The organism is Nocardioides sp. GCM10030259 (genome assembly GCF_042666375.1).
GTDB lineage: Bacteria > Actinomycetota > Actinomycetes > Propionibacteriales > Nocardioidaceae > Nocardioides.
The window spans coordinates 351,201-371,557 of the sequence record NZ_JBHTDF010000002.1; the positions used below are offsets into that span (position 1 = coordinate 351,201).

Here is a 20,357-nt window from a genome sequence, read left to right on the forward strand (position 1 = left end):
CCGATCGTTGTGAAACCTGACCGACCGGTGGACGGAGTCGGAGGTTTCAGCACCGCCCGGTCGGGGCAGTCCACCGGCGAGGAACGGAAGGCGCGCGAAGCGCCACTCGGGGGAAGGGCGACACACGCAATGGGACCGATTGACGTGCTGACGGTGCTGGGGCTGCCGGAGGCCCTGGTGAACCAGTGTCGGGAGATTCTCGACAACCATGCGAGCAGCATGAAAGAGGCCAGCCCCATGCAGACAGGGGCCGGCGTGTTCGGAGGATCCACGCATGGTGCCCAGATGGGGCACCACACCAACGTCGCGCACCAGCACGTGGTCGACGCGCTGAACCAGATGGCCGCCGGACTCCAGGGCTATGCCACCAACCTCAACGACTTCGTCCGGGACCTCAGCGAGCGCGACTTCGAGGCCGCCGCCGCCCTGACGCCGTCGCGCAGGCGCGAGCTGCTCGACGCTGGCACCAGCCTGAACTCGCACGACCTGCACAACGACGGGGGGACGGACTGATGGTGGTCGGACCTCAGGTCGAGCGGCTGCGCCAGGCCATCGGCGGCGCGGACGAGGAGAACGTCAACAGTGCCGCCACCGAGTGGATCAAGTGCAGCACGCTGCTGCGCGACATCGGCACCTACCTGGAGGGCGCCGGGTCGACCGTCGGCTGGGCGGTCGGTGGCGAGACCGGCCCCGCCGTGCAGAAGGCCTTCGCGACGTCGTCGAAGGCGCTGAACGCCAAGGCCGACGTGCTGACGGAGGGCTCCAGCGCGCTCATCGACGCCGGGGCCGCGGTCAAGGCGGCCAAGGATGCCGAGAAGGGCACCAAGGACATCTCCCAGCCCACGCCGTTCCGGGCGTCGGGGCCGAACCCGCCGCCGGAGGACCTCCAGCGGGAGGCGCAGAGCAAGGGGCGTGAGCAGGCAGCGGCCCAGGCGTACGCCGACCAGGAGGAGAGGGCGCGCGCCGCGGCCGACGCCTTCGAGAAGTCGCTCGAGAAGTCGACCGAGACGATGAAGAAGATCCACGGCGAGCCCGACCCGCCGCCGCCCCCGCCGCCCTCGACCTCCGGCTCCGGCGGCGCCGGCAGCATGCCCTCGGGCATGACCGGCAGCGCCGTCGGCGCGCCCGGAGGCGGCAAGGGCAGGCCCGGGGACGGGGTCATCGGCACCCCGGTCTGGGAGCCCGGGCTCGACCCGGCCTGGGAGCCGACCGACGGACCCGGCCATGCCGGCACCCCCGGTGGCGACGGGCCCGGAGGGACGCCGGGATCGGTCCCCGACTTCGCGTTCACGCCCACGCCCGTCGACGCCACCGTCACGGGCACCGGCGGGACGGCCGGCTCCGAGGGCCTCTCCGGCTTCGGCACCATCGGTGCCGGCACGGCGGGCGCCGTCGGCGGCGGCGCGGCCGCCGGCGTGATCGGCGCCAAGCTCACCGGTGCGCTCAAGGGCGGGCTCTTCCCGGGTGGCTCGGCCACGGCCGGACGCGGTACGGCGTCGAGCGCCGTCCGCGGCATCGGCAGCACGGCGCGCGCCGGTGCAGCCGGAACTCTCGGCCGTGGCGCGGCGGGCGCCGCCGGCGCCACCGGACGCGCCGGCACCGCCGGAGCGACGGGCCGCGGCGCAGCCGGTGCCACCGGGCGCTCGGGTGCAGGCGCGGCCGGTCGCGGCGGCGCCGGCGCCACCGGACGATCGGGCTCCTCGGGCCGCGCAGGCGCAGGCGGCCGCGCCGCCGGCGGCGCCGGAACCGGCGGTCGGAGCGGTAGCGCCAAGGACGACGAGAAGGGCCGCAAGCGCGAGCTCTTCGACGCCGGCGAGGACTGGGTCGACGACGAGGGCGCAGCCCCCGGCGTCCTCGACTGAGGGCACCTGCCCGGTCGTTGTCCACAGATCGCTGATCGGGTCTGTTTCGCGGAGCCTGTCGGCGGAGAGACTGGCGGCAAGGATCCAGCTCGGGGGAGCCCATGGCACTGACCCATCCGGCGCCGCGCCGTACTCAGGACGGCGTTCGCGGCGCGCACGGTGAGCTCGTCGAGCAGCTCGACCAGCACGTCCGCGAGCTGGTGCGCCGCGAGGGCGTCGACCCGCAGCGCGACCCGACGCTGGTGCGGCGGATCGCGGAGGACGTGGTCCGCGACCACGACGAGCGCAGCCTGACCGGCCTCGTCGCCCCGGTGCCCGACGTCGGCGCGATGGTGGGCGAGCTGGTGGCCCGGGTCTCGGGCTTCGGGCCGCTGCAGCAGTTCCTCGACGACCCCACCGTCGAAGAGGTGTGGATCAACGACCCGAGTCGCGTGTTCATCGCCCGCAACGGCCGGCACGAGCTGACGACCCTGGTGCTGACGAGCGCCCAGGTGCAGGAGCTGGTCGAGCGGATGCTGAAGTCGAGCGGGCGACGCATCGACGTCAGCAGCCCGTTCGTCGACGCGATGCTGCCGGAGGGGCACCGGCTCCACGTCGTGCTCGAGGGGATCAGCCGTGGATTCTCGGCGGTCAACATCAGGAAGTTCGTGCTCCGCGCCGGCCGGCTCGGCGAGCTGGTCGAGCTGGGCAGCCTGACGCCCGCGGCCGCGGCGTTCCTCGAGGCCTCGGTGCGCGCCGGGCTCAACATCCTCATCGCCGGCGGGACCCAGGCCGGGAAGACGACCATGCTCAACTGCCTCGCTGCCGCGATCCCCGGCGGCGACCGGGTGGTCTCGGCCGAGGAGGTCTTCGAGCTCCGCTTCCCCCACCCGGACTGGGTCGCGCTCCAGACCCGGCAGTCCGGGCTGGAGGGCACCGGCGAGGTCAAGCTGCGCGACCTCGTCAAGGAGAGCCTGCGGATGCGGCCGAGCCGCATCATCGTCGGCGAGGTCCGCGCCGAGGAGTGCCTCGACCTGCTGCTCGCCCTCAACGCCGGGCTGCCCGGCATGTGCACGATCCACGCCAACAGCGCCCGCGAGGCCCTGGTGAAGATGTGCACCCTGCCACTGCTGGCGGGGGAGAACATCTCGGCGCGCTTCGTGGTCCCGACCGTCGCCGCCTCCGTCGACCTGGTCGTCCACCTCGGCGTCGACGAGCGCGGCATCCGACGGGTCAACGAGATCGTCGGCGTGCCCGGGCGGGTGGAGCAGGACGTCATCGAGACCGAGCCGGTCTTCGACCGCCGCGGCGGGGAGCTGTGCCGGACGGGCGGGCTGCCGCCCCACCTCGAGCGGTTCGAGCGCGCCGGCATCGACGTGCACCGGATCCTGGCCGAGGCGTCCTGATGGGCGCGCTGGTCGGGCTCGGCGTGGGCATCGGCCTGCTGCTGGTCTGGAGCGCCTTCTTCCTCCCGCGCCGATCGTCCCGGGCGCCGCGGGCACGACGTACGACGGACCTGCTCGCGCGGGCGGGGCTCGGCCAGGTCTCGGTGACCGGGTTCGTGCTGCTCTGCGTGGTGTGCGCCGTGGTCACGACGCTGCTGATGCAGGTCGTCTCGGGTACGCCGCCGGTCGCGCTCGCGTTCGGCGCGATGGGCGGCTGTCTGCCGGTCGCGGTCGTGTCCGGGCGGGCCCGCCGGCGTCAGCGGGAGCTCGCGGAGGTCTGGCCGGAGGCCGTGGACAACCTGACGTCGGCCGTGCGAGCCGGCATGTCGCTGCCCGATGCCCTGGCCGGCCTTGCCGTGCGCGGCCCGGCGCCGCTGCGGCCGGCGTTCGACCAGTTCGCGCTGGACTACCAGGTCACCGGCCGCTTCGGGGAGTCGCTGGACCGGCTCAAGGACCGGCTCGCCGACCCCGTCGGTGACCGTGTGGTCGAGGGGTTGCGGGTCGCCCGCGAGGTCGGCGGTGGAGAGCTCGGCCGGCTGCTGCGCAACCTGTCGACATACCTGCGTGAGGACCTGCGCACCCGCTCCGAGATGGAGTCGCGACAGGCGTGGACCGTCAACGGCGCCCGGCTCGCCGTCGCGTCGCCCTGGCTGGTGCTGCTGCTGATGTCCTTCCAGCACGACGTGATCCGTCGCTACGCCTCGCCGGTCGGCGTGGTCGTCCTCGTCGTCGGCGCCGGAGTGTGCGTGGTCGCCTACCGGCTGATGATGCGGATCGGGCGCCTGCCCGTCGAGCGACGGATCCTCGGATGACGCCCGCGATGTGGGGAGCGCTCCTCGGCGCCACCTCGGCCGCCGGGTTGCTGCTCGTCCTGGCCCGGGTCCGGGCGATCCGGCGGCCGCAGCTCGCCCTCCGGGTGCTGCCCTACGTACGCGACCTCCCGACCCTCGACGGGGCCGTTCCGCGGGTCAGCCCGCCGCCCACGTCGGCGGCCGTGGGCGTCTTCGGGCCCTTGCTGCGGTCGGCGGCCGACGGCGTCGAGCGGGTGCTCGGCGGTGCGGCCTCGGTGGAGCGCCGGCTCGCGCGAGCCGGCATCGACAAGAGCGTCCACGAGTTCCGGATCGAGCAGGTCGTCTGGGGCCTGGTGACCTTCGCCACCACCGCGGCCGTCGCCGTGGTCCGCACTCTCTCGCAGCCGGGCAGCGTGCTGCTGTGGGCGATCGTGTGCGCGATCGCGTTCGTGACCGGGGTGCTGGCTCGCGACAACCACCTCACCGGGCAGGTGCGACGACGCGAGCGGCAGATCCTCGCCGAGTTCCCGACCGTCGCCGAGCTGCTGGCCCTGGCGGTCGCGGCCGGTGAGAGCCCCGTGATGGCGCTCGACCGCGTCGTACGCCGTAGCGGCGGCGAGCTCTCCCGCGAGCTCGCCCGGGTGCTCGCCGCCATCCGCACCGGCGAGCCGGTCGCGTCGGCGTTCGACGCGCTGGCCGCGAGCAGCGGGCTGCCCGTCGTGTCCCGCTTCGCCCAGGGCGTCGCGGTGGCTGTCGAGCGCGGCACGCCGCTCGCCGACGTGCTGCACGCCCAGGCCGCGGACGTGCGCGAGGCCGGGCGCCGCGAGCTGATCGAGTCGGCCGCCCGGCGCGAGGTGCTGATGATGGTGCCCGTCGTCTTCCTGGTGCTGCCGGTGACCGTGCTCTTCGCGTTCTGGCCCGGCGTCGTCGGGCTCTCCCTGACCACCCCGTGACGTCCCACAAGGAGGAAGTCGATGAACCATCTCGTCCTCGCCCTCGCGGCCTGGCTGTCCCCACGCGAGCGCGACGAGCGCGGTGACGTGCCCGGTTGGGTGATGATCACCGTGATGACGGCGGGGCTCGTCGTCGGCATCACCGCGATCGCCGGCCCGGCCCTGCAGGACATGGTCAGCTCGGCACTCGCCAAGGTGCGGTAGTGCCGCTTCGGCACGGACGCGACGACCGGGGCTCGGCGGTCGTCGACTTCGTGCTGGTGCTCGTCGTGCTCGTGCCGGTGTTCCTGGGCATCCTGCAGGTCGCGCTCGTGCTGCTGGTGCGCAACACGCTCGCGTCGGCGGCGTCCGAGGGGGCGCGGTACGCCGCGACGCTCGACCGCGGGCCGGCAGACGGCGCTGCGCGGACTCGCGACCAGATCGACGGTGCGATCTCGGGACGATTCGCCCGCGACGTGTCGGCGCAGTCCGCGACGGTCGACGGAGCACCCGGCGTCGTCGTCACGGTGCGTGCCGTCGTCCCCGCGCTCGGCATCGGCGGCCCCGGAATCGCGCTCGAGGTGACGGGTCACGCCGTGGAGGAGCAGCCGCCGTGAAGCATCGCCGCGACGAGCGCGGCAGCGCGCTGGTCGAGCTGAGCTGGCTGGGCATCCTGCTGCTGGTGCCGATGCTCTGGATCGTGGTCTCGGTGTTCGAGGTGCAGCGCGGGGCGTTCGCGGTCTCGGGCGCCGCGCGGGCCGCCGGCCGCGCCTACGCGCTGGCGCCCGACCACGCCGTGGGTGTGGCTCGGGCGGAGGCCGCGGCCCGCCAGGCGCTCGAGGACCAGGGGATCGGTGGCGCGCCCCTCGCCGTACAGATCACGTGCACGCCGTACCCGGACGACTGCCACAGCGGGACCTCGGTGATCACGGTCGTCGTCGAGTCGAGCGTCGCCCTGCCGCTGATCCCCGACATCCTCGGCGGCGGTGCCCCGAGCTTCGCGCTCGACTCGACGCACTCCGTGCCGATCGGGCAGTTCCAGGAGGTCGCGGATGCGGCGCCGTGAGCCCCGTGGGGAGCAGGGCCAGACGACGCTGTTGATCGTCGGCTTCGCGCTGGTGCTCGCGATGGCCGTCGCGACCGTGGTCGACGTGTCGGCGGCGTACCTCCAGCGCCAGGGCCTCAACACCGTCGCCGACGGCGCAGCCCTGCGAGCCGCCGACCTCGGCGCGACCGGCGAGGAGGTGTACGCCGGCGGGGTGCCCGAGGGGCGCCTTGAGCTCAGCGTCGAGCGGGTGCGCGGCTCGGTGCAGGAGTTCCTCCAGCAGTCCGGTGCCTACGCCGACTATCCCGGCCTGGCGTTCGACGTCGACGTCGACCCGGCCACCTCGTCCGTCACGATCCACGTCACCGCGCCCCTCGACCTGCCGCTCACGGTCCCCGGCTCGCCCGACGTGGCGATGATCGGCGCCACCGGCTCGGCGGTCGTCGTGGCCGAGGGATAGGTCTGGCTCGTCACCGGGGCCGGCGCGCCAGGGTGGTGCCGAGGCCGGCTGCCGCCGCGCGTACGGCGTTCTCATGGGTCTCGGGCCGGAACCGTCCCACCGGGCCGGTGACCGAGATGGCGGCGATCGACGTGCGTCCGTCCGGCTCGAGCACGGGGGCGGCGACGCACAGCAGGCCCGGCGTCGACTCCTCGCGCTCGTAGGTCACGCCGGTGTCCAGGGACTTGCGCAGCTGTCTCAGCAGCACGCCCGGCGCCACGATGGTGTGCGGCGTACGCCGCTCGAGCGGTCCGGCCAGCACCTCGCGCTGCAGCTCCGGATCGGCGGTGGCCAGCAGGGCCTTGCCGATCGCGGTGCAGTGCATCGGCATCCGACCACCGGTCCGCGACGGGGTGCGGGCCTGGCGGTGACCGCCGATCTTGGCGATGTAGACGACCTCGGTGCCCTCGCGCACGCCGAGGTGGACGGTCTCGTGCGTGCGCTCGTAGAGGTCCTGCAGGAACGGCACGGCGATCTCCAGGAGCGTGCGCTCGGCCGAGGCCCGCAGCCCCAGCTCGAACAGGCCACCCGAGAGCCGGTAGCCGGTCGGCGTCTTGTCGAGCAGCCGGTGCTCGACGAGGTCGCCGGCGACCCGGTGCACGGTGCCCTTCGCCAGCCCGGTGCGCCGGACCAGCTCCGCCAGCGGCAGCACGCGGTCGTCGGCCGTGAAGGAGCGGAGGATCGCGACCGCCTTCCCGAGGACGGTGTCGAGCTCGGCGGCCACGGGAACAGCGTACCGGTGAGTGGAACGAACGGCTCCGCTCGTGGCTCGTCGACCCGGATGCTGAGGGGCATGACCGAAGCCACCGTCGCCGCCCACGCCGGCACCGATGCCATCGCCGCTGCGGCTACCCGACTGCTGTCTGCCGCCGAGACCGGCGCGCCGGTCCCGCCCGTGCGCGACCTGATCGGGCGCGACGACGTGCAGGCGGCGTACGCCGTCCAGGAGCGGGTGACCGAGGCCCGGCTGTCGTCCGGGGCCCGCGTCGTCGGCCGCAAGATCGGGCTGACGTCCGCGGCCGTGCAGCAGCAGATGGGCATCGCCCAACCCGACTTCGGCGTGCTGTTCGACGACATGGCGTACGACGGGGGTGACGACGTGCCCGCCGGCGCGGTCCTGCAGCCCCGCGCCGAGGCCGAGGTGGCGTTCGTCCTCAAGAGCGACCTCGTCGAGGGCGACCTCGACGCCGAGCAGGTCCGCGCCGCGATCGACTACGCCGTCGCGGCCATCGAGATCTGCGGCAGCCGCGTCGCGGGCTGGGACATCTCCTTCAGCGACACCGTCGCCGACAACGCCTCCTCCGGTGCCTACGTGCTCGGTCCGCAGCGCCTCACGCTCGACGAGTTCGAGCCGCGGGACGTCACGATGACGATGACCGTCGACGGCGAGGAGGTCTCGACCGGCACCGGCGCCGCGTGCCTCGGCGACCCGATCGACGCCGTCGTCTGGCTGGCCCGCACGGCGCGCCGGTTCGGCGACCCGCTTCGAGCCGGGCAGGTGATCCTCTCCGGTGCGCTCGGCCCGATGCGGCCGATCGCCCCCGGTGACCGGGTCCGCGCGGTCGTCCGGCCGCTCGGCGCCGTCCAGTTCACCCTGATCAACACGATGGGCGAGGAGTCCTGATGAGCAACACGAAGGTGGCCATCATCGGGTCGGGCAACATCGGCACCGACCTGATGATCAAGATCATGCGCAACGCCGAGCACCTCGAGATGGGGGTCATGGTCGGCATCGACCCGGCGTCCGACGGCCTCGCCCGCGCGGCGAAGCTCGGCCTCGAGACCACCCACGAGGGTGTGGAGGGCCTGCTCGGGTCGCCCCAGATCGACGAGATCGGCATCGTCTTCGACGCCACCTCGGCCGGCGCCCACCGGCGCAACGCGGAGCTGCTGAGCCCGCACGGCATCCGGATGATCGACCTGACGCCCGCCGCCATCGGCCCCTTCGTCATCCCGGCGGTCAACATCGAGGATCACCTCGGCGCGCCGAACGTCAACATGGTCACCTGCGGTGGCCAGGCCACCATCCCGATCGTGGCGGCGATCAGCCGCGTCGTGCCGGTCGCGTACGCCGAGATCGTCGCGTCGATCGCCTCGAGATCGGCCGGCCCGGGCACCCGCGCGAACATCGACGAGTTCACCGAGACGACGTCCACGGCGATCGTGGAGGTCGGTGGCGCCGAGCGCGGGAAGGCGGTCATCATCCTCAACCCGGCCGAGCCACCGCTGATGATGCGCGACACCGTCTTCGCCCTCGTCACGCTGCCGGCCGGACCGGACGGCGAGACCGCCCGGGCGCAGGTCGCCGACTCCATCCGGAAGATGGTCGCCGAGGTGGCGGCGTACGTCCCCGGCTACCAGCTGGTCCAGGACGTGCAGATCACCGAGATCCCGGCCGACCAGCCCGTCGAGACCTTGCTCGCCGACGGTCGCACCGACCGTCCGACCCACCAGGTCAGCACGTTCCTGAAGGTCGAGGGCGCCGGCATGTACCTGCCGGCGTACGCCGGCAACCTCGACATCATGACCTCGGCCGCAGTCCAGATGGCCGAGAAGATCGCCGCCACCGGGAAGGTCCGAGCATGAGCACCCCGATCTTCGTCCAGGACGTGACGCTGCGTGACGGCATGCACGCGATCCGCCACCGCATCAGCCCCGACGACGTCACGCGCATCGTCGTCGCGCTCGACGAGGCCGGCGTCGACGCCATCGAGGTCGCGCACGGCGACGGCCTCGCCGGCGGCTCGGTCAACTACGGCCCGGGGTCCCACACCGACTGGGAGTGGATCGAGGCGGCGGCGTCGGCCATCACCCGGGCGCGGCTCACCACGCTGCTGCTGCCGGGCGTCGGCACGATCCACGACCTGAAGCACGCCTACGACCTGGGCGTCCGCTCGGTCCGCGTGGCCACGCACTGCACCGAGGCCGACGTCGCGGCCCAGCACATCGCCGCCGCTCGCGAGATCGGCATGGACGTCGCCGGCTTCCTGATGCTCTCGCACATGGCGCCGCCGGAGGAGCTCGCCAGGCAGGCGAAGCTGATGGAGTCCTACGGGGCTCACTGTGTCTACGTCACCGACTCCGGTGGCCGCCTGACCATGAACGACGTCCGCGACCGTGTCCGTGCATACCGCGACGTCCTCGAGCCGGAGACCGAGATCGGCATCCACGCCCACGAGAACCTCTCGCTCTCGGTCGCCAACTCGGTCGTCGCCGTCGAGAACGGCGTGCGCCGCGTCGACGCCTCCCTCGCCGGCCACGGCGCCGGCGCGGGCAACTGCCCGATCGAGGCGTTCGTCGCCGTCGCCGACCTGCTGGACTTCGAGCACCGCTGCGACGTCTTCCGGTTGCAGGACGCCGCCGACGACATCGTCCGCCCGCTCCAGGACCGTCCGGTCCGCGTCGACCGCGAGACCCTCACGCTCGGGTACGCGGGCGTCTACTCGTCGTTCCTGCGGCACGCCGAGAACGCGGCCGCCCGGTACGACGTCGACGTGCGCGAGATCCTGATGGAGTGCGGCCGCCGCAACCTGGTCGGAGGCCAGGAGGACATGATCATCGACATCGCGCTCGACCTGGCCGCCCCGACCGCGGCCACGGCGTAGGAGCCGTCAGCCTGCCGGAGCCGACGGCTGAGCCCGGCGGGCCAGGATCGCCGAGGTGCCGGCGGACGCGGCCTTGACCGCCGATGCGTGGGCCTCGGGGCGGAACCGGTGGACGGGTCCCGTCACGCTGATGGCCGCCACCACCCTGTCGTCCCGGTCCAGCACCGGCGCGGCGACACAGGCGATGCCGGTCGCCGACTCTTCGTACTCGTACGCCACGCCCGCGGAGCGGACCAGGCTGAGCTGCCGGCGCAGGAGCCCGGGAGCGACGATGGTCCGCGGGGTGCGGCGCGGCAGCCCTGCCCCGACGACCCGGACGAACAGGTCCGCGTCCCCGTGCGCGAGCAGCACCTTCCCGATCGCGGTGCAGTGGAGCGGCATCCGGCCCCCCACACGCGACGGCGAGGACGCCTGGCGGTGGCCGGCGATCTTGCCGACGTACACCACCTCCGTGCCCTCGAGGACTCCGAGGTGCACGATCTCGTGGGTGCGCTCGTAGAGGTCCTCGAGGAACGGCGTGGCGACCTCGAGCAGTCCTCGCTCCACGGAGGCGCGCATGCCGAGCTCGAACATCTGGCTGCTCAGGCGGTAGCCCGACGGTGTCCGGTCGACCAGTCGTACGGCGACCAGGTCTCCGAGAGTCCGGTGCAGCGTCGCCTTCGCCAGGCCGGTACGGCGACCCAGTTCGGCGAGGCTGACGCCGTGGTCGTCGACGGTGAATGCCTGCAGCACCGTCACGACCTTGCCCAGCACGCTCTTGGTGTCGATCTCCTCCGGACACACGCCTGCATCCTGCCCACAGGGCGGTACGCCACTCTTGACCGCTCGGACACATCCACCAATGATTGGACCATTCACCCAACTGGGAACGTCGAGGAGGCCGGATGGATGCGGACGTGGCCATCGTGGGGGCCGGGCCGACCGGCCTGGCCCTGGCGAACCTGCTCGGGCAGCTCGGCCTCTCCGTGGTGATGCTGGAGCGGTCGGCGCGGGGGAGCGAGGTCAGCTATCCCCGTGCGGTCGGGATCGACCACGACGCGCTGCGCACGTTCCAGACCATCGGCCTGGTCGACCGGATGCTGCCCGACATCGTCCAGAACACCGCCGTCAAGTTCTTCGCGGCCGACGGCTCGCTCCTCGCCGACATCCCGCGGCAGGCTGAGGGTGGCCGCAGGGGCGGCTGGTTCGGGCGCAACATGTTCATGCAGCACCTCGCGGACCGAGTGCTCGCCGACGGCATCGAGCGCTACCCCCACGTGGACCTGCAGCGCGAGGCCGAGGTCTTCGCGCTGGACCAGTTGGATGAGTTCGTGCGGCTCGGGGTGCGCGACGTGCGCACCGGCGAGTCCCGCGAGGTGTGCGCCTCCCACGTGGTCGGCGCCGACGGCGCGCGGAGCACCGTGCGCAGGCTGGCGAACCTCCCGCTGGAGGGCGACACCTACGAGGAGCCGTGGCTGATCCTGGAGGTGAGCAACGATCCGTGGGACGCGCCGTACTCCTCATTCCTCTGCGATCCGGCACGTCCGATCTACTCCGGCCACCTGCCCCACGGCCACCGCCGCTGGGGGCTGATGCTGCTGCCAGGTGAGTCGGACGAAGAGGTCGTCAGCGCGGCCGGTCTGCGCCGACTCCTCTCGCCGCTGGTGCCCTCGTTCGACGACCTCGACATCATCCGGGCCCAGGTCTACCGCCACCAGGCGCGCCAGGCCGGCAGCTTCGTCGCCGGACGCGTCGCGCTGGTCGGTGATGCCGCGCACCTGATGCCCCCGTGGGCCGGTCAGGGTCTCAACAGCGGTGTCAGGGACGCCACGAACCTCGCCTGGCGGCTGGCCGCCGCCCGCGACGGCTTCGACTCGTCCGCGCTGCTGGCCGGCTACCACGCCGAGCGCTCCGGCCACGTCCGCAAGGTCATCGACCTGTCCCGCCGCTTCGGCAGGGTCTTCATCCCGCGTGACCGGCGGGCCGTCGCCGTCCGCGACGCCGTGATGCACGGCGTCCGCAGCTCGGCGCGGCTGCGCGACCCGCTCACCCGACGTTGGTTCTCCACCCCGCTGCGCTACCGGGACGGTGCCCTCGTGCACCGGGCAGGAGGCGGACAGCATCCCGCCGTGGGATCGATGTTCGTCCAGCCCGCGGTCGAGCAGGATGGTCGCGAGGTGCGGCTCGACGACGCGCTCGGCCCCCGTTTCGCAGTGGTCGGCTACCGCTGCGACCCCGCGACGGCCATGCCCGGCGACCTGCGCGACTTCTGGTCCCGGTTGGGCACCACGTTCGTCCGTGTCGACATCTCGCGTTCCTCCGCCCCCGAGCAGGTGCCCGACCAAGTGCGCGTTGAGGACGTCCACGGACACCTCGCCACCTGGTTCGGCCGCCATGGCGCCGAGGTCGCGGTGATCCGGCCCGATCGAGTGCTCGCCGGGCTCGGGAGCCTGGCGGACCTGGAGGCGATCAGCCGCGACCTGCGCGGCCGGATCCCGGAGGCAGGGGCGCGACGTGTCCGGTCCTGACGCGCACACCCGCGGCTCGCAGGCGACGGGCACCCTCCTCGCCGTCGCCGTCACGATCGGCGGTGCCCTGCCCACGTTCCTGACCAGCGCGCTCGCCGTCCAGCTGCAGGACGACCTCCACTTCGGCCCGGGCGCACTCGGCCTCGCCACCTCGATCTCCTTCGGCGTCGGCGGCGCGACGTCCCGACCGATGGGGCGCCTGGTCCAGCGGCGCGGGTCCCGTTTCGGCTTCCACCTCGCACTCGCGCTGTCTACCCTCGCGCTGGTGGTGGTGCTGGTGGCGCCGTCGTACGCCATTCTCGCGGCCGGGCTCGTCATCGCGGGTCTGGGCAACGCCGCCGCGCAGCCGGCCGCGAACCTGATGATCACCGAGATGGTCGGCCGTCACCGCCTCGGCCTCGCCATGGGCATCAAGCAGTCCTACATCCCGATCGCCTCCCTGCTCGGCGGGCTGGCCGTGCCGATCGTGGCGGTGCAGTACGGCTGGCGCTGGGCGATCGCGGGTGCGGCCGTCTTCTGCGTGCTCACGCTCCTCAGCGGACGCCGCCGCACGCGAGGTGTCGGGGACGACGACAGGCCGAAGGAGCCGGCATTCCCGGATGTCCCGGCCGCGCCGTACGACGCGGTCCGGGTGCCGCCGCCACCCCTGCTCAGCCGGCGTGGGCTGCTGGTGCTCACCGTGGGCGCCGGACTGGCCGCCGGCTCGGCGACGGCGCTGGGCGTCTTCCTCGTCGACGCGGCGGTGGACGCCGGCGTCGACGCCGGGGTCGCCGGCTACCTGCTGGCGGTCTGCGCCGCCTGCTGCCTGGTGGGCCGGGTCGTGGCCGGCTGGCTGGCCGACCGGCTGACAGGGCGCAGTCTCTACGTCGGATCGGTGAACATCATGACCTGCACCGTCGTCGGCATGGTGCTGCTCGCATTCGGCAGCGGCTGGGTCTTCGTCGCCGGCGCGATCCTCGGCTACCTCGGCTGGGCCTGGCCCGGCCTGTTCCACCTGGCCGTCGTCCGCGACAGTCACGGTGCGGTGGCCGCCGCGACGGGCACCGTGCAGTCCGGCTTCTCCGGAGGCGCCGCGTTCGGCCCCGTGCTCCTCGGCCTGGTCGTGGAGACCTCGTCCTACCGCGTCGCCTGGCTCTGCACCGCGGTCGTCGGCGCGCTCGGCATCGTCGTGATCCGGTGGGCCCGCCGCATCATCCGTCGCGATCGAGGCCTGCCCGTCGGTCGCTCCCACACCCGCACCGACCTGTCGCGGGCCGGCTGACAACCGCAGCGACAGCACAGAACAGGAGAACGTCGTGGAGATCCCGCAGAGTGTCCGGACCGAGCGCGAGGGCAGCGTCCTCGTCATCACCCTCGACCGGCCCCAAGCGCTGAACGCGATCAACCGCGCCATGTCGCAGCAGCTCCACGACGCCTTCGACCAGCTGGAGGACGACGCGGACCTGACCGTCGCGGTGCTCACGGGAACCGGTCGTGCGTTCTGCGCAGGCTCCGACCTCAAGGAGATCCACGACCGGCCGGCCTTCGCCGACGGACTGCGCAACGGCAACGTCACCAGCCTCGCGCGGCGGCAGCTCGCCAAGCCGCTCATCGCTGCCGTCAACGGGATCGCCTTCGGAGGCGGGATGGAGCTCGTGCTCGCCAGCGACCTCGCCGTCGCTGCCCCGACCGCGACCTTCGGGCTGCCCGAGGTCCGCCACGGGCTGGTGGCCGCCGCCGGGGGACTGGTGCGCGGCCCGCGCCAGCTCCCGATGAAGGTGGTCCTCGACCTCGCCCTCACCGGTGACCCGATCGATGCGGAACGAGCGCTGACGTGGGGGCTGGTCAGCAGGGTCGCCGACGACCCGCTCGCCGAGGCGCTGACGATGGCATCAACGATCGCGGAACACCCCGCGCGAGACGCGGTGCTCACCTCGCGCTCGGCCGTCCATCGCGGGCTCGATGCCTTCCTCGAGGGCGACGGCGGGGCGTGGGACGTTGTGGAGCCCGACCTGATGCGTGTGCTGCTCGCCGGTCGGGCGGGCGGACGCGCGGCCGGCTAGAGGAGCGGCTTGACCGCCAGCACCGGGCAGGTGGCGTGCATCAGGATGCGCTGGGCGTCGCTGCCCAGGATCAGCTTGCCCACCGCGGTGCGGTGCCGCAGGCCGATCACGATCAGGTCCGCGCCGAGGCGGTCGGCGGCCTCCAGGACCTCCTCGGCCACCTCGCCGGGATCGACGAGTCGCTCGATCTCGAACTCGACGCCGCTCTCGGTGAGTCGGTGCTGCAGCCCCTCGGCCTGCGGATCCGTGAGCCGGTTGTTCTCGATCGCGGCGTCGCCGCGGGCGACGTTGAGGACCACCAGCCGGTCTTCGTGTCGACGCGCCTCGTCGATGGCTCGCTCCAGGGCGGCGTCCCCCAGGGCGTTGGGCTTGTAGCCCAGCAGGATCGTCATGGTGGTTCCTCTCGTCTCGCTTGACCCGGACCACACTCTACTCGATAATGGTCCAACCATAGACATCTTCGAAGAAGGGGCCTTTGCGATGGCTGGCTTCGCGCCTGAATCGAGCCGGATCCCGGAGATCCAACGGATCGACCCACGGGAGACCGACTACCTCCGGGACGAGCGGTCCCCCAACCGGTTCCTCGTGCATCGCAAGGTGTTCACGGATCAGCAGGTGTTCGAGTCAGAGCGCCGCAGGATCTTCGACAAGTGCTGGATCTACGTCGGGCACGAGTCCGAGATCCCCAGGCCCGGCGACTTCGTGGCCCGCGAGGTGGCCGGACGCCCGGTGCTCTTCACGCGCAACAAGGACCACGAGGTGCGGGTCCTGCTGAACTCCTGCTCCCACCGTGGTGCCGAGGTGTGTCGTGAGCGCCGCGGCAACCAGAAGCGGTTCCGCTGCTTCTACCACTCCTGGGCGTTCTCCAACGACGGCGACCTGATCAACATGCCCGACGAGGGCGGCTTCCCCGAGGGCTTCCGCAAGGAGGACCACGGCCTGGCGAAGCCGGAGCAGGTCGACTCCTACCGGGGCTTCGTCTTCGCGACCTTCAACCCGGAGCAGGAGCCGCTCGAGGAGTACCTGGCCGACGCCAAGTACTACCTCGACCTCACCGCCGACCAGGCCTCCGGAGAGGCCGGCATCGTGGTCACCCCGGGCACGCACGAGTACTCCATGCGCAGCAACTGGAAGCTGCTGGCCGAGAACAGCTCCGACGGCTACCACGCGATTCCGGTCCACAAGACCTACCTGGACGTGCAGCGCTCACGCGGTGACGACATCGCGGGCAGCACCGAGAAGGACTGGAAGGAGTCGCACGCCTTCGACCTGGGCAACGGCCACACCGTCACCGTCAAGCAGGCACCGTGGGGTCGACCGGTCGCACGGTGGACCCCGTCGATGGGGGAGGACACCAAGGAGACCGTCGAGCGCAGTCACCAGCGGCTCGTCGAGGCCCATGGTGCCGAGCGCGCGGAGATGATCGCGAACCTCGACTTCAACATGCTGATCTTCCCGAACCTCGTGCTGAACAACATCATGGCGGTCATCGTCCGGACGTTCTTCCCGAACGCCCCCGGCCACATGAACGTGACCGCCTGGTCGCTGGCGCCCGGTGACGAGGACGCGGCGGCCCGGCGGGTCCGCAACGAGTCGTTCCTGTCCTTCCTCGGGCCGGCCGGGCTTGCCACCCCGGACGACAACGAGGCGCTGGAGTCGTGCCAGCGCGGCTACGAGGCCCGCCCGGGCGAAGGATGGTCGGACGTCTCGCGCGGCATGGACAAGGCAGAACCCGCGAACTGGGACGAGCTTCAGATGCGGACCTTCTGGCGGCGCTGGGACACCCTGATGGGAGAAGACGCATGACGTTCAGGTACGCCGAGGACCGGCAGGTCTCCTCGAAGCAGGTCGCCCGGTCCGAGGTCGAGGACTTCCTCTACTACGAGGCCCAGCTGCTCGACGCGTGGAGGCTCGAGGAGTGGCGCGACCTGTTCGAGGAGGACGGCCACTACGTCGTCCCGTCCACGGACAACCCCGACGGTGACCTCGCCATGGACCTGGCCCTGATCGACGACGACGCCGAGGGTCTCCGTGGCCGCGTCCAGCGCCTGATGAGCACCTATGCCCACATCGAGAACCCGCGCTCCCGGACCCGTCGCATCGTCAGCAACGTGCGCGTGTGGGACCACGACGACGGCGACGTCGGCGTGCGCTGCTCCGTGGTCGTCTACCGCTCTCGCGTGCCGGGCACGACGTCGTACGTCGCCGACGTCCACTACCGCCTGCGCAGGGATGGCGGCTCCTTCCGGATCGCGTTCAAGCACGCGCTGCTCGACCACCACACCCTGCGCGACGTGGGCGGCGTGCTGTCGATCATCCTGTGAGCGCGCACGCGTCGCGCCCCGGCATGCGGGCTGCGATCCCGGACGGTGGCGTCGTGTCACTGGCGGACATCCCGGTGCCCGAGCCCGGCCCGGGCCAAGTCCGGATCCGGGTCCGAGCCGCGGGCATGAACCGGGCCGACCTGCTGCACGCGGCGGGCCGCTACGGACAGCGCGCCTTCGCCGGTGCCACGGGCCCCGACGTCGCCGGCATGGAGCTCGCAGGCGTCGTGTCGGACGTCGGTGACGGGGTCGACGACTCCCTGGTCGGCTCCAGGGTGATGGCGATGACCGCGCGCTCGTACGCCGACTACGCCGTCGTGGACGCCCGCCTGCTGATGCCGGTCCCCGAGCACCTGGAGTGGGCGGAGGCGGCGGCGCTGCCGATGGCGCTGCTGACCGAGCACGAGGCCCTGGTCCGGCTGGGTGGACTGTCCGCAGGCGACCGGGTCCTCGTCGTCGGTGGCACGTCGGGTGTGGGCCTCGTCGGCGTCCAGCTGGCCCGGGCACTCGCTCCGTCGTGGCTGGTCACCACCAGTCGTCGCGACGACTCCGACGCGCTGCTGCGCGAGCTCGGTGCGGACCGGGTGGCGCGCGACCCGCAGGCGGTCGGAGACCCCGACGGTGACGGGTACGACGTCGTGGTCGACCACGTCGGGGGCGACTGGCTGGTCGCAGCCCTGGCGCACCTGCGCATCGGGGCACGGGTGGTCTCGGTCGGTCGTCTGGGGGACCGGAGCGTGCCCGTGGACCTGACCGCGCTCGCCGGCCGGCGAGCCCGCCTGATCGGGACCACCTGGAAGACCCAGTCCCTGGAACAGCTGGCCGAGAGCGTCGCGGGCGTGTGTGACGAGGTGCTGCCGGTGGTGCGCGAGGGCAGGGTCCGGCCGGTGATCGCCGCGACCGTGGACCTGGGCGAAATCACCGGCGCCTACGGGCAGCTCGTCGAGGGACGAAGTCCCGGCAAGGTCGTCGTCCTCGTCAGCCACCAGGACTGACGTGGCTGCGCCCGCACGCCCCTCCACCGTGGCGGGGGTGCTGGTGGCAGCCAGCGCGGTCTCGTCACTCGTCTACAGCCTCGCCATGCCCCTGTTGGGACAGTTCCCCGCGATCTTCTCGGTGAGCGCGTCGAGCGCGACCTGGATCATCGTCGCCAACTCGGTCTCCGGGGCGGTGTCGACGCCGGTCACCGGACGCATGGGAGACACGTGGGGCCCCAGGCGGACCCTGCTCGGCGCGATGGCCTGCCTCGTGGTCGGTTCCGTGGTGTGTGCGCTGGCCACCAGCCTCGAGATGATGCTGGTCGGGCGGGTGCTGCAGGGGGTCGCCGTCGGAGCCGTACCCCTGGCGATGGGGATCGTGCGGCACGTCGTGCCCGCGCGCCAGCTGGGCGTGGTGATCGGTGCCTTGAGCGCCACGCTCGGCCTGGGCAGCGGCATCGGCATCACCCTGGCCGGCGTGCTGCTCGCGCACGGCGGCTGGCGTCTCGTGTTCGGGGCGACCAGCGTCCTCGCGGCACTGGTGTTCGTGCTGATCCTGAAGCTGGTGCCGGCCGACGTGTCCGCGACCAATCGGCGGATCGACGTGTGGGGCGCAGTCGGGCTGGCCGTCGTGCTCACCTGCCTGCTCATCCCGCTGAGCAAGGGCTCCGAATGGGGATGGGGTTCGGCCCTGGTGTGGTCGATGGCCGCGGTCGCGGTGGTCGTGGGGGCGCTGTGGGTGCGGCACCAGCTCCGGCAGTCGCATCCGATGGTGAACCTGCGCCTGGCGTTCTCCTGGGGCTTCGGCGGCTCGCTCGCGGTGTCGCTGGTCACGGGCGGCGCGCTCTTCTTCAGCCTGCTCACCGTGGTCGTGGTGGTGCAGGGGCCCCTCGAGACGGGCTACGGCCTGGGTCGCACCGCACTCGTCGCGGGGCTCTGCCTCATCCCCGGCAACCTGATGATGCTGGTCGCCCCCGTGCCGGCGGCACGGTGCGCCCGGAGGTGGGGAGTCAGGGCCGTGCTGCGGACCGGCCTGACGGTGGTGGGCGCCGGCTACGCACTGCGGGCGTTGCTCGACCGGAACCTCGTCGAGGTGACGATGGGGTACGTCGTCGTCCAGACCGGCGTCGCGATCTGCCTGGCCGCGCTGCCGATGGCGGTGGCCCGTACCTCCCCTGCATCGGAGACCGCGTCGGCGCAGGCGCTCAGCACGACCATGCGCCAGACCGGCATCGCAGCGGCGGGCGCGGGGTACGCGTCGCTGGTCGCCGCGATGCACCTGGACTGGCAGGGACACCTCTACCCGACGGCGCGCGCCCTGGACGCATCCTTCGCCCTCGGTGTTGCCATCGCCCTGATCGGGGTGGTCGGCAACTACGTCGGCCGACCTCACGCGCGCGGCTGACGGCGCCGATCCTCGAAGGGGGATTGACGCGCGTCACACCGTTGTGCATAGTTTGGACCAACCATTGAGAGAGAGGGCCAATGCATCAGAGTGTCTGGACCGACCTGCGCAACGTGGAGTTCTCCCAGCGCTGGGTGAACGCCGGGGGCATCCGCACGCGCGTCCTCGAGGCCGGGGACCGGGCCAACCCCACCGTGGTGTTCATCCACGGCACCGGCGGTCACGCCGAGGCCTACACCCGCAACCTCGGTCCGCACGCGGAGCACTTCCACGTCTACTCGATCGACATGGTCGGCCACGGGTTCACCGACAAGCCCGACCAGACCTACGACTTCAAGGACTACGCCGATCACCTGCGGGCCTTCCTCGATGCCGAGGGCATCGAGAGAGCCTCGATCAGCGGTGAGTCGATGGGTGCCGGCATCGGGGCGTGGTTCGCGCTGCTCCACCCGGACCGGATCGACAAGCTGGTGTTGAACACCGGAGCCGCGCTGCGGCTCGCCGACGACGTCATCCAGCGAATGGCCACGCTCACGATGGAGGCGGTCCGCAACGCTACGGAGGAGAGCGTCCGCAAGCGCCTCGAGTGGCTGGTCGACGATCCGGCCGACGTGACCGAGGACCTGGTGTCGACCCGCCTGGCCATCTACCAGAACCCGGACTACGTCGAGCGGATGACGAACATCCTGGCCGCCCGGCACACCGACCCGGCCGGTCAGGACCGCAACTGCCTCGTCGAGGAGGACTGGGCGAAGGTCGCGTGTCCGGTGCTGGTGCTGTGGACCGATCACGACCCCACCGCGCCGCCCGAGGTCGGCCGCGAGGTCGCCGACTGGATCCCGGAGTCCCGCTTCGAGCTGATGACCGGATGCGGTCACTGGCCCCAGTTCGAGGACGCGGACACCTTCAACAAGATCCACCTCGACTTCCTCCTGGCGACGTGA

Annotated in this window: 23 protein-coding genes; 20 read left to right on the plus strand and 3 right to left on the minus strand. The window is 72.1% G+C overall.

The genetic code is table 11. The annotated features are described in order from the left end of the window. The first annotated feature begins 144 nt into the window (after positions 1-144). From ACFQQI_RS02005 to ACFQQI_RS02045, 9 genes are all read left to right on the plus strand, one after another. The gene (locus tag ACFQQI_RS02005) at positions 145-513 is read left to right on the plus strand and encodes a hypothetical protein (protein ID WP_378557139.1); all 369 of its coding nucleotides are present in this window, start codon (positions 145-147) and stop codon (positions 511-513) included. Then, a complete protein-coding gene (locus ACFQQI_RS02010) occupies positions 513-1,862 on the plus strand; it encodes a hypothetical protein (protein ID WP_378557142.1) in 1,350 nt (449 codons plus the stop codon). The genes ACFQQI_RS02005 and ACFQQI_RS02010 overlap by 1 nt, the downstream gene beginning before the upstream one ends. 101 nt (positions 1,863-1,963) lie before the next feature. Continuing rightward, complete coding sequence (locus ACFQQI_RS02015) at positions 1,964-3,247, plus strand: CpaF family protein (RefSeq protein WP_378557145.1); 1,284 nt, start codon at positions 1,964-1,966, stop codon at positions 3,245-3,247. Then, positions 3,247-4,098 (plus strand): type II secretion system F family protein, encoded by an 852-nt coding sequence (locus ACFQQI_RS02020; RefSeq protein WP_378557148.1) that lies wholly within the window; start codon positions 3,247-3,249, stop codon positions 4,096-4,098. The genes ACFQQI_RS02015 and ACFQQI_RS02020 overlap by 1 nt, the downstream gene beginning before the upstream one ends. Continuing rightward, positions 4,095-5,030: a type II secretion system F family protein gene (locus ACFQQI_RS02025; RefSeq protein ID WP_378557151.1), complete on the plus strand. Its 936-nt coding sequence runs from the start codon at positions 4,095-4,097 to the stop codon at positions 5,028-5,030. The genes ACFQQI_RS02020 and ACFQQI_RS02025 overlap by 4 nt, the downstream gene beginning before the upstream one ends. A 21-nt stretch (positions 5,031-5,051) precedes the next feature. Next, positions 5,052-5,234 (plus strand): hypothetical protein, encoded by a 183-nt coding sequence (locus ACFQQI_RS02030; protein WP_378557154.1) that lies wholly within the window; start codon positions 5,052-5,054, stop codon positions 5,232-5,234. Further along, complete coding sequence (locus ACFQQI_RS02035; protein WP_378557157.1) at positions 5,234-5,626, plus strand: TadE/TadG family type IV pilus assembly protein; 393 nt, start codon at positions 5,234-5,236, stop codon at positions 5,624-5,626. Before ACFQQI_RS02030 ends, ACFQQI_RS02035 begins: the two co-directional genes overlap by 1 nt. After that, positions 5,623-6,075 carry a hypothetical protein gene (locus tag ACFQQI_RS02040; protein WP_378557160.1) on the plus strand — a complete coding sequence of 151 codons (453 nt, stop codon included), beginning with the start codon at positions 5,623-5,625 and terminating at the stop codon, positions 6,073-6,075. Before ACFQQI_RS02035 ends, ACFQQI_RS02040 begins: the two co-directional genes overlap by 4 nt. After that, positions 6,062-6,514, plus strand: a complete 453-nt coding sequence (locus ACFQQI_RS02045) for a Tad domain-containing protein (protein WP_378557162.1) — start codon at positions 6,062-6,064, stop codon at positions 6,512-6,514. The genes ACFQQI_RS02040 and ACFQQI_RS02045 overlap by 14 nt, the downstream gene beginning before the upstream one ends. 10 nt (positions 6,515-6,524) lie before the next feature. On the opposite strand, the gene ACFQQI_RS02050 is transcribed toward ACFQQI_RS02045, so the two are convergent. Beyond that, positions 6,525-7,277 (minus strand): IclR family transcriptional regulator, encoded by a 753-nt coding sequence (locus ACFQQI_RS02050; RefSeq protein WP_378557165.1) that lies wholly within the window; start codon positions 7,275-7,277, stop codon positions 6,525-6,527. 69 nt (positions 7,278-7,346) lie between these two features. Here ACFQQI_RS02050 and ACFQQI_RS02055 point away from each other — a divergent pair, with 69 nt between their 5' ends. The 3 genes from ACFQQI_RS02055 to dmpG are packed head-to-tail and all read left to right on the plus strand — an operon-like array spanning position 7,347 to position 10,158. Further along, positions 7,347-8,177 (plus strand): 2-keto-4-pentenoate hydratase, encoded by an 831-nt coding sequence (locus tag ACFQQI_RS02055; protein WP_378557168.1) that lies wholly within the window; start codon positions 7,347-7,349, stop codon positions 8,175-8,177. After that, complete coding sequence (locus ACFQQI_RS02060) at positions 8,177-9,139, plus strand: acetaldehyde dehydrogenase (acetylating) (protein ID WP_378557171.1); 963 nt, start codon at positions 8,177-8,179, stop codon at positions 9,137-9,139. The genes ACFQQI_RS02055 and ACFQQI_RS02060 overlap by 1 nt, the downstream gene beginning before the upstream one ends. Beyond that, positions 9,136-10,158, plus strand: coding sequence for a 4-hydroxy-2-oxovalerate aldolase (dmpG, locus tag ACFQQI_RS02065; protein ID WP_378557174.1), 1,023 nt, complete (start codon positions 9,136-9,138; stop codon positions 10,156-10,158). The genes ACFQQI_RS02060 and dmpG overlap by 4 nt, the downstream gene beginning before the upstream one ends. 6 nt (positions 10,159-10,164) lie before the next feature. Here the strand turns inward: dmpG and ACFQQI_RS02070 are convergent, their stop codons facing one another. Further along, positions 10,165-10,941, minus strand: a complete 777-nt coding sequence (locus ACFQQI_RS02070; protein WP_378557177.1) for an IclR family transcriptional regulator — start codon at positions 10,939-10,941, stop codon at positions 10,165-10,167. Between the two features lie 101 nt (positions 10,942-11,042). Here ACFQQI_RS02070 and ACFQQI_RS02075 point away from each other — a divergent pair, with 101 nt between their 5' ends. Genes ACFQQI_RS02075 through ACFQQI_RS02085 form a run of 3 tightly spaced genes read left to right on the plus strand, consistent with a single transcriptional unit; the run spans position 11,043 to position 14,707 of the window. After that, positions 11,043-12,665, plus strand: a complete 1,623-nt coding sequence (locus ACFQQI_RS02075) for a bifunctional 3-(3-hydroxy-phenyl)propionate/3-hydroxycinnamic acid hydroxylase (RefSeq protein WP_378557180.1) — start codon at positions 11,043-11,045, stop codon at positions 12,663-12,665. Next, complete coding sequence (locus ACFQQI_RS02080) at positions 12,652-13,926, plus strand: CynX/NimT family MFS transporter (protein ID WP_378557183.1); 1,275 nt, start codon at positions 12,652-12,654, stop codon at positions 13,924-13,926. Before ACFQQI_RS02075 ends, ACFQQI_RS02080 begins: the two co-directional genes overlap by 14 nt. A 34-nt stretch (positions 13,927-13,960) precedes the next feature. After that, positions 13,961-14,707: an enoyl-CoA hydratase/isomerase family protein gene (locus tag ACFQQI_RS02085; protein ID WP_378557186.1), complete on the plus strand. Its 747-nt coding sequence runs from the start codon at positions 13,961-13,963 to the stop codon at positions 14,705-14,707. Here the strand turns inward: ACFQQI_RS02085 and ACFQQI_RS02090 are convergent. Next, positions 14,704-15,099, minus strand: coding sequence for a universal stress protein (locus tag ACFQQI_RS02090; RefSeq protein WP_378557189.1), 396 nt, complete (start codon positions 15,097-15,099; stop codon positions 14,704-14,706). The two genes, ACFQQI_RS02085 and ACFQQI_RS02090, sit on opposite strands and share 4 nt — an antisense overlap. 88 nt (positions 15,100-15,187) lie before the next feature. Between ACFQQI_RS02090 and ACFQQI_RS02095 the strand changes: the two genes are divergently transcribed. From ACFQQI_RS02095 to ACFQQI_RS02115, 5 genes are all read left to right on the plus strand, one after another. Beyond that, positions 15,188-16,513 carry an aromatic ring-hydroxylating dioxygenase subunit alpha gene (locus tag ACFQQI_RS02095; protein ID WP_378557191.1) on the plus strand — a complete coding sequence of 442 codons (1,326 nt, stop codon included), beginning with the start codon at positions 15,188-15,190 and terminating at the stop codon, positions 16,511-16,513. Continuing rightward, complete coding sequence (locus ACFQQI_RS02100) at positions 16,510-17,031, plus strand: aromatic-ring-hydroxylating dioxygenase subunit beta (RefSeq protein WP_378557194.1); 522 nt, start codon at positions 16,510-16,512, stop codon at positions 17,029-17,031. Before ACFQQI_RS02095 ends, ACFQQI_RS02100 begins: the two co-directional genes overlap by 4 nt. A gap of 53 nt (positions 17,032-17,084) precedes the next feature. Then, positions 17,085-18,026, plus strand: coding sequence for a zinc-binding dehydrogenase (locus ACFQQI_RS02105; protein ID WP_378557197.1), 942 nt, complete (start codon positions 17,085-17,087; stop codon positions 18,024-18,026). Positions 18,027-18,069: 43 nt separating this feature from the next. Then, a complete protein-coding gene (locus tag ACFQQI_RS02110; protein ID WP_378557489.1) occupies positions 18,070-19,413 on the plus strand; it encodes an MFS transporter in 1,344 nt (447 codons plus the stop codon). 80 nt (positions 19,414-19,493) lie between these two features. Then, positions 19,494-20,357: an alpha/beta fold hydrolase gene (locus tag ACFQQI_RS02115; protein WP_378557200.1), complete on the plus strand. Its 864-nt coding sequence runs from the start codon at positions 19,494-19,496 to the stop codon at positions 20,355-20,357.

Coding starts and splice junctions, on each gene's coding strand:
- ACFQQI_RS02100 (WP_378557194.1), top strand. CDS start 16,510: ATGACGTTCAGGTACGCCGAGGACCGGCAGGTCTCCTCGAAGCAGGTC.
- ACFQQI_RS02095 (WP_378557191.1), top strand. CDS start 15,188: ATGGCTGGCTTCGCGCCTGAATCGAGCCGGATCCCGGAGATCCAACGG.
- ACFQQI_RS02115 (WP_378557200.1), top strand. CDS start 19,494: ATGCATCAGAGTGTCTGGACCGACCTGCGCAACGTGGAGTTCTCCCAG.
- ACFQQI_RS02030 (WP_378557154.1), top strand. CDS start 5,052: ATGAACCATCTCGTCCTCGCCCTCGCGGCCTGGCTGTCCCCACGCGAG.
- ACFQQI_RS02060 (WP_378557171.1), top strand. CDS start 8,177: ATGAGCAACACGAAGGTGGCCATCATCGGGTCGGGCAACATCGGCACC.
- ACFQQI_RS02020 (WP_378557148.1), top strand. CDS start 3,247: ATGGGCGCGCTGGTCGGGCTCGGCGTGGGCATCGGCCTGCTGCTGGTC.
- ACFQQI_RS02090 (WP_378557189.1), bottom strand. CDS start 15,099: ATGACGATCCTGCTGGGCTACAAGCCCAACGCCCTGGGGGACGCCGCC.
- ACFQQI_RS02055 (WP_378557168.1), top strand. CDS start 7,347: ATGACCGAAGCCACCGTCGCCGCCCACGCCGGCACCGATGCCATCGCC.
- ACFQQI_RS02010 (WP_378557142.1), top strand. CDS start 513: ATGGTGGTCGGACCTCAGGTCGAGCGGCTGCGCCAGGCCATCGGCGGC.
- dmpG (WP_378557174.1), top strand. CDS start 9,136: ATGAGCACCCCGATCTTCGTCCAGGACGTGACGCTGCGTGACGGCATG.
- ACFQQI_RS02015 (WP_378557145.1), top strand. CDS start 1,964: ATGGCACTGACCCATCCGGCGCCGCGCCGTACTCAGGACGGCGTTCGC.
- ACFQQI_RS02025 (WP_378557151.1), top strand. CDS start 4,095: ATGACGCCCGCGATGTGGGGAGCGCTCCTCGGCGCCACCTCGGCCGCC.
- ACFQQI_RS02075 (WP_378557180.1), top strand. CDS start 11,043: ATGGATGCGGACGTGGCCATCGTGGGGGCCGGGCCGACCGGCCTGGCC.
- ACFQQI_RS02045 (WP_378557162.1), top strand. CDS start 6,062: ATGCGGCGCCGTGAGCCCCGTGGGGAGCAGGGCCAGACGACGCTGTTG.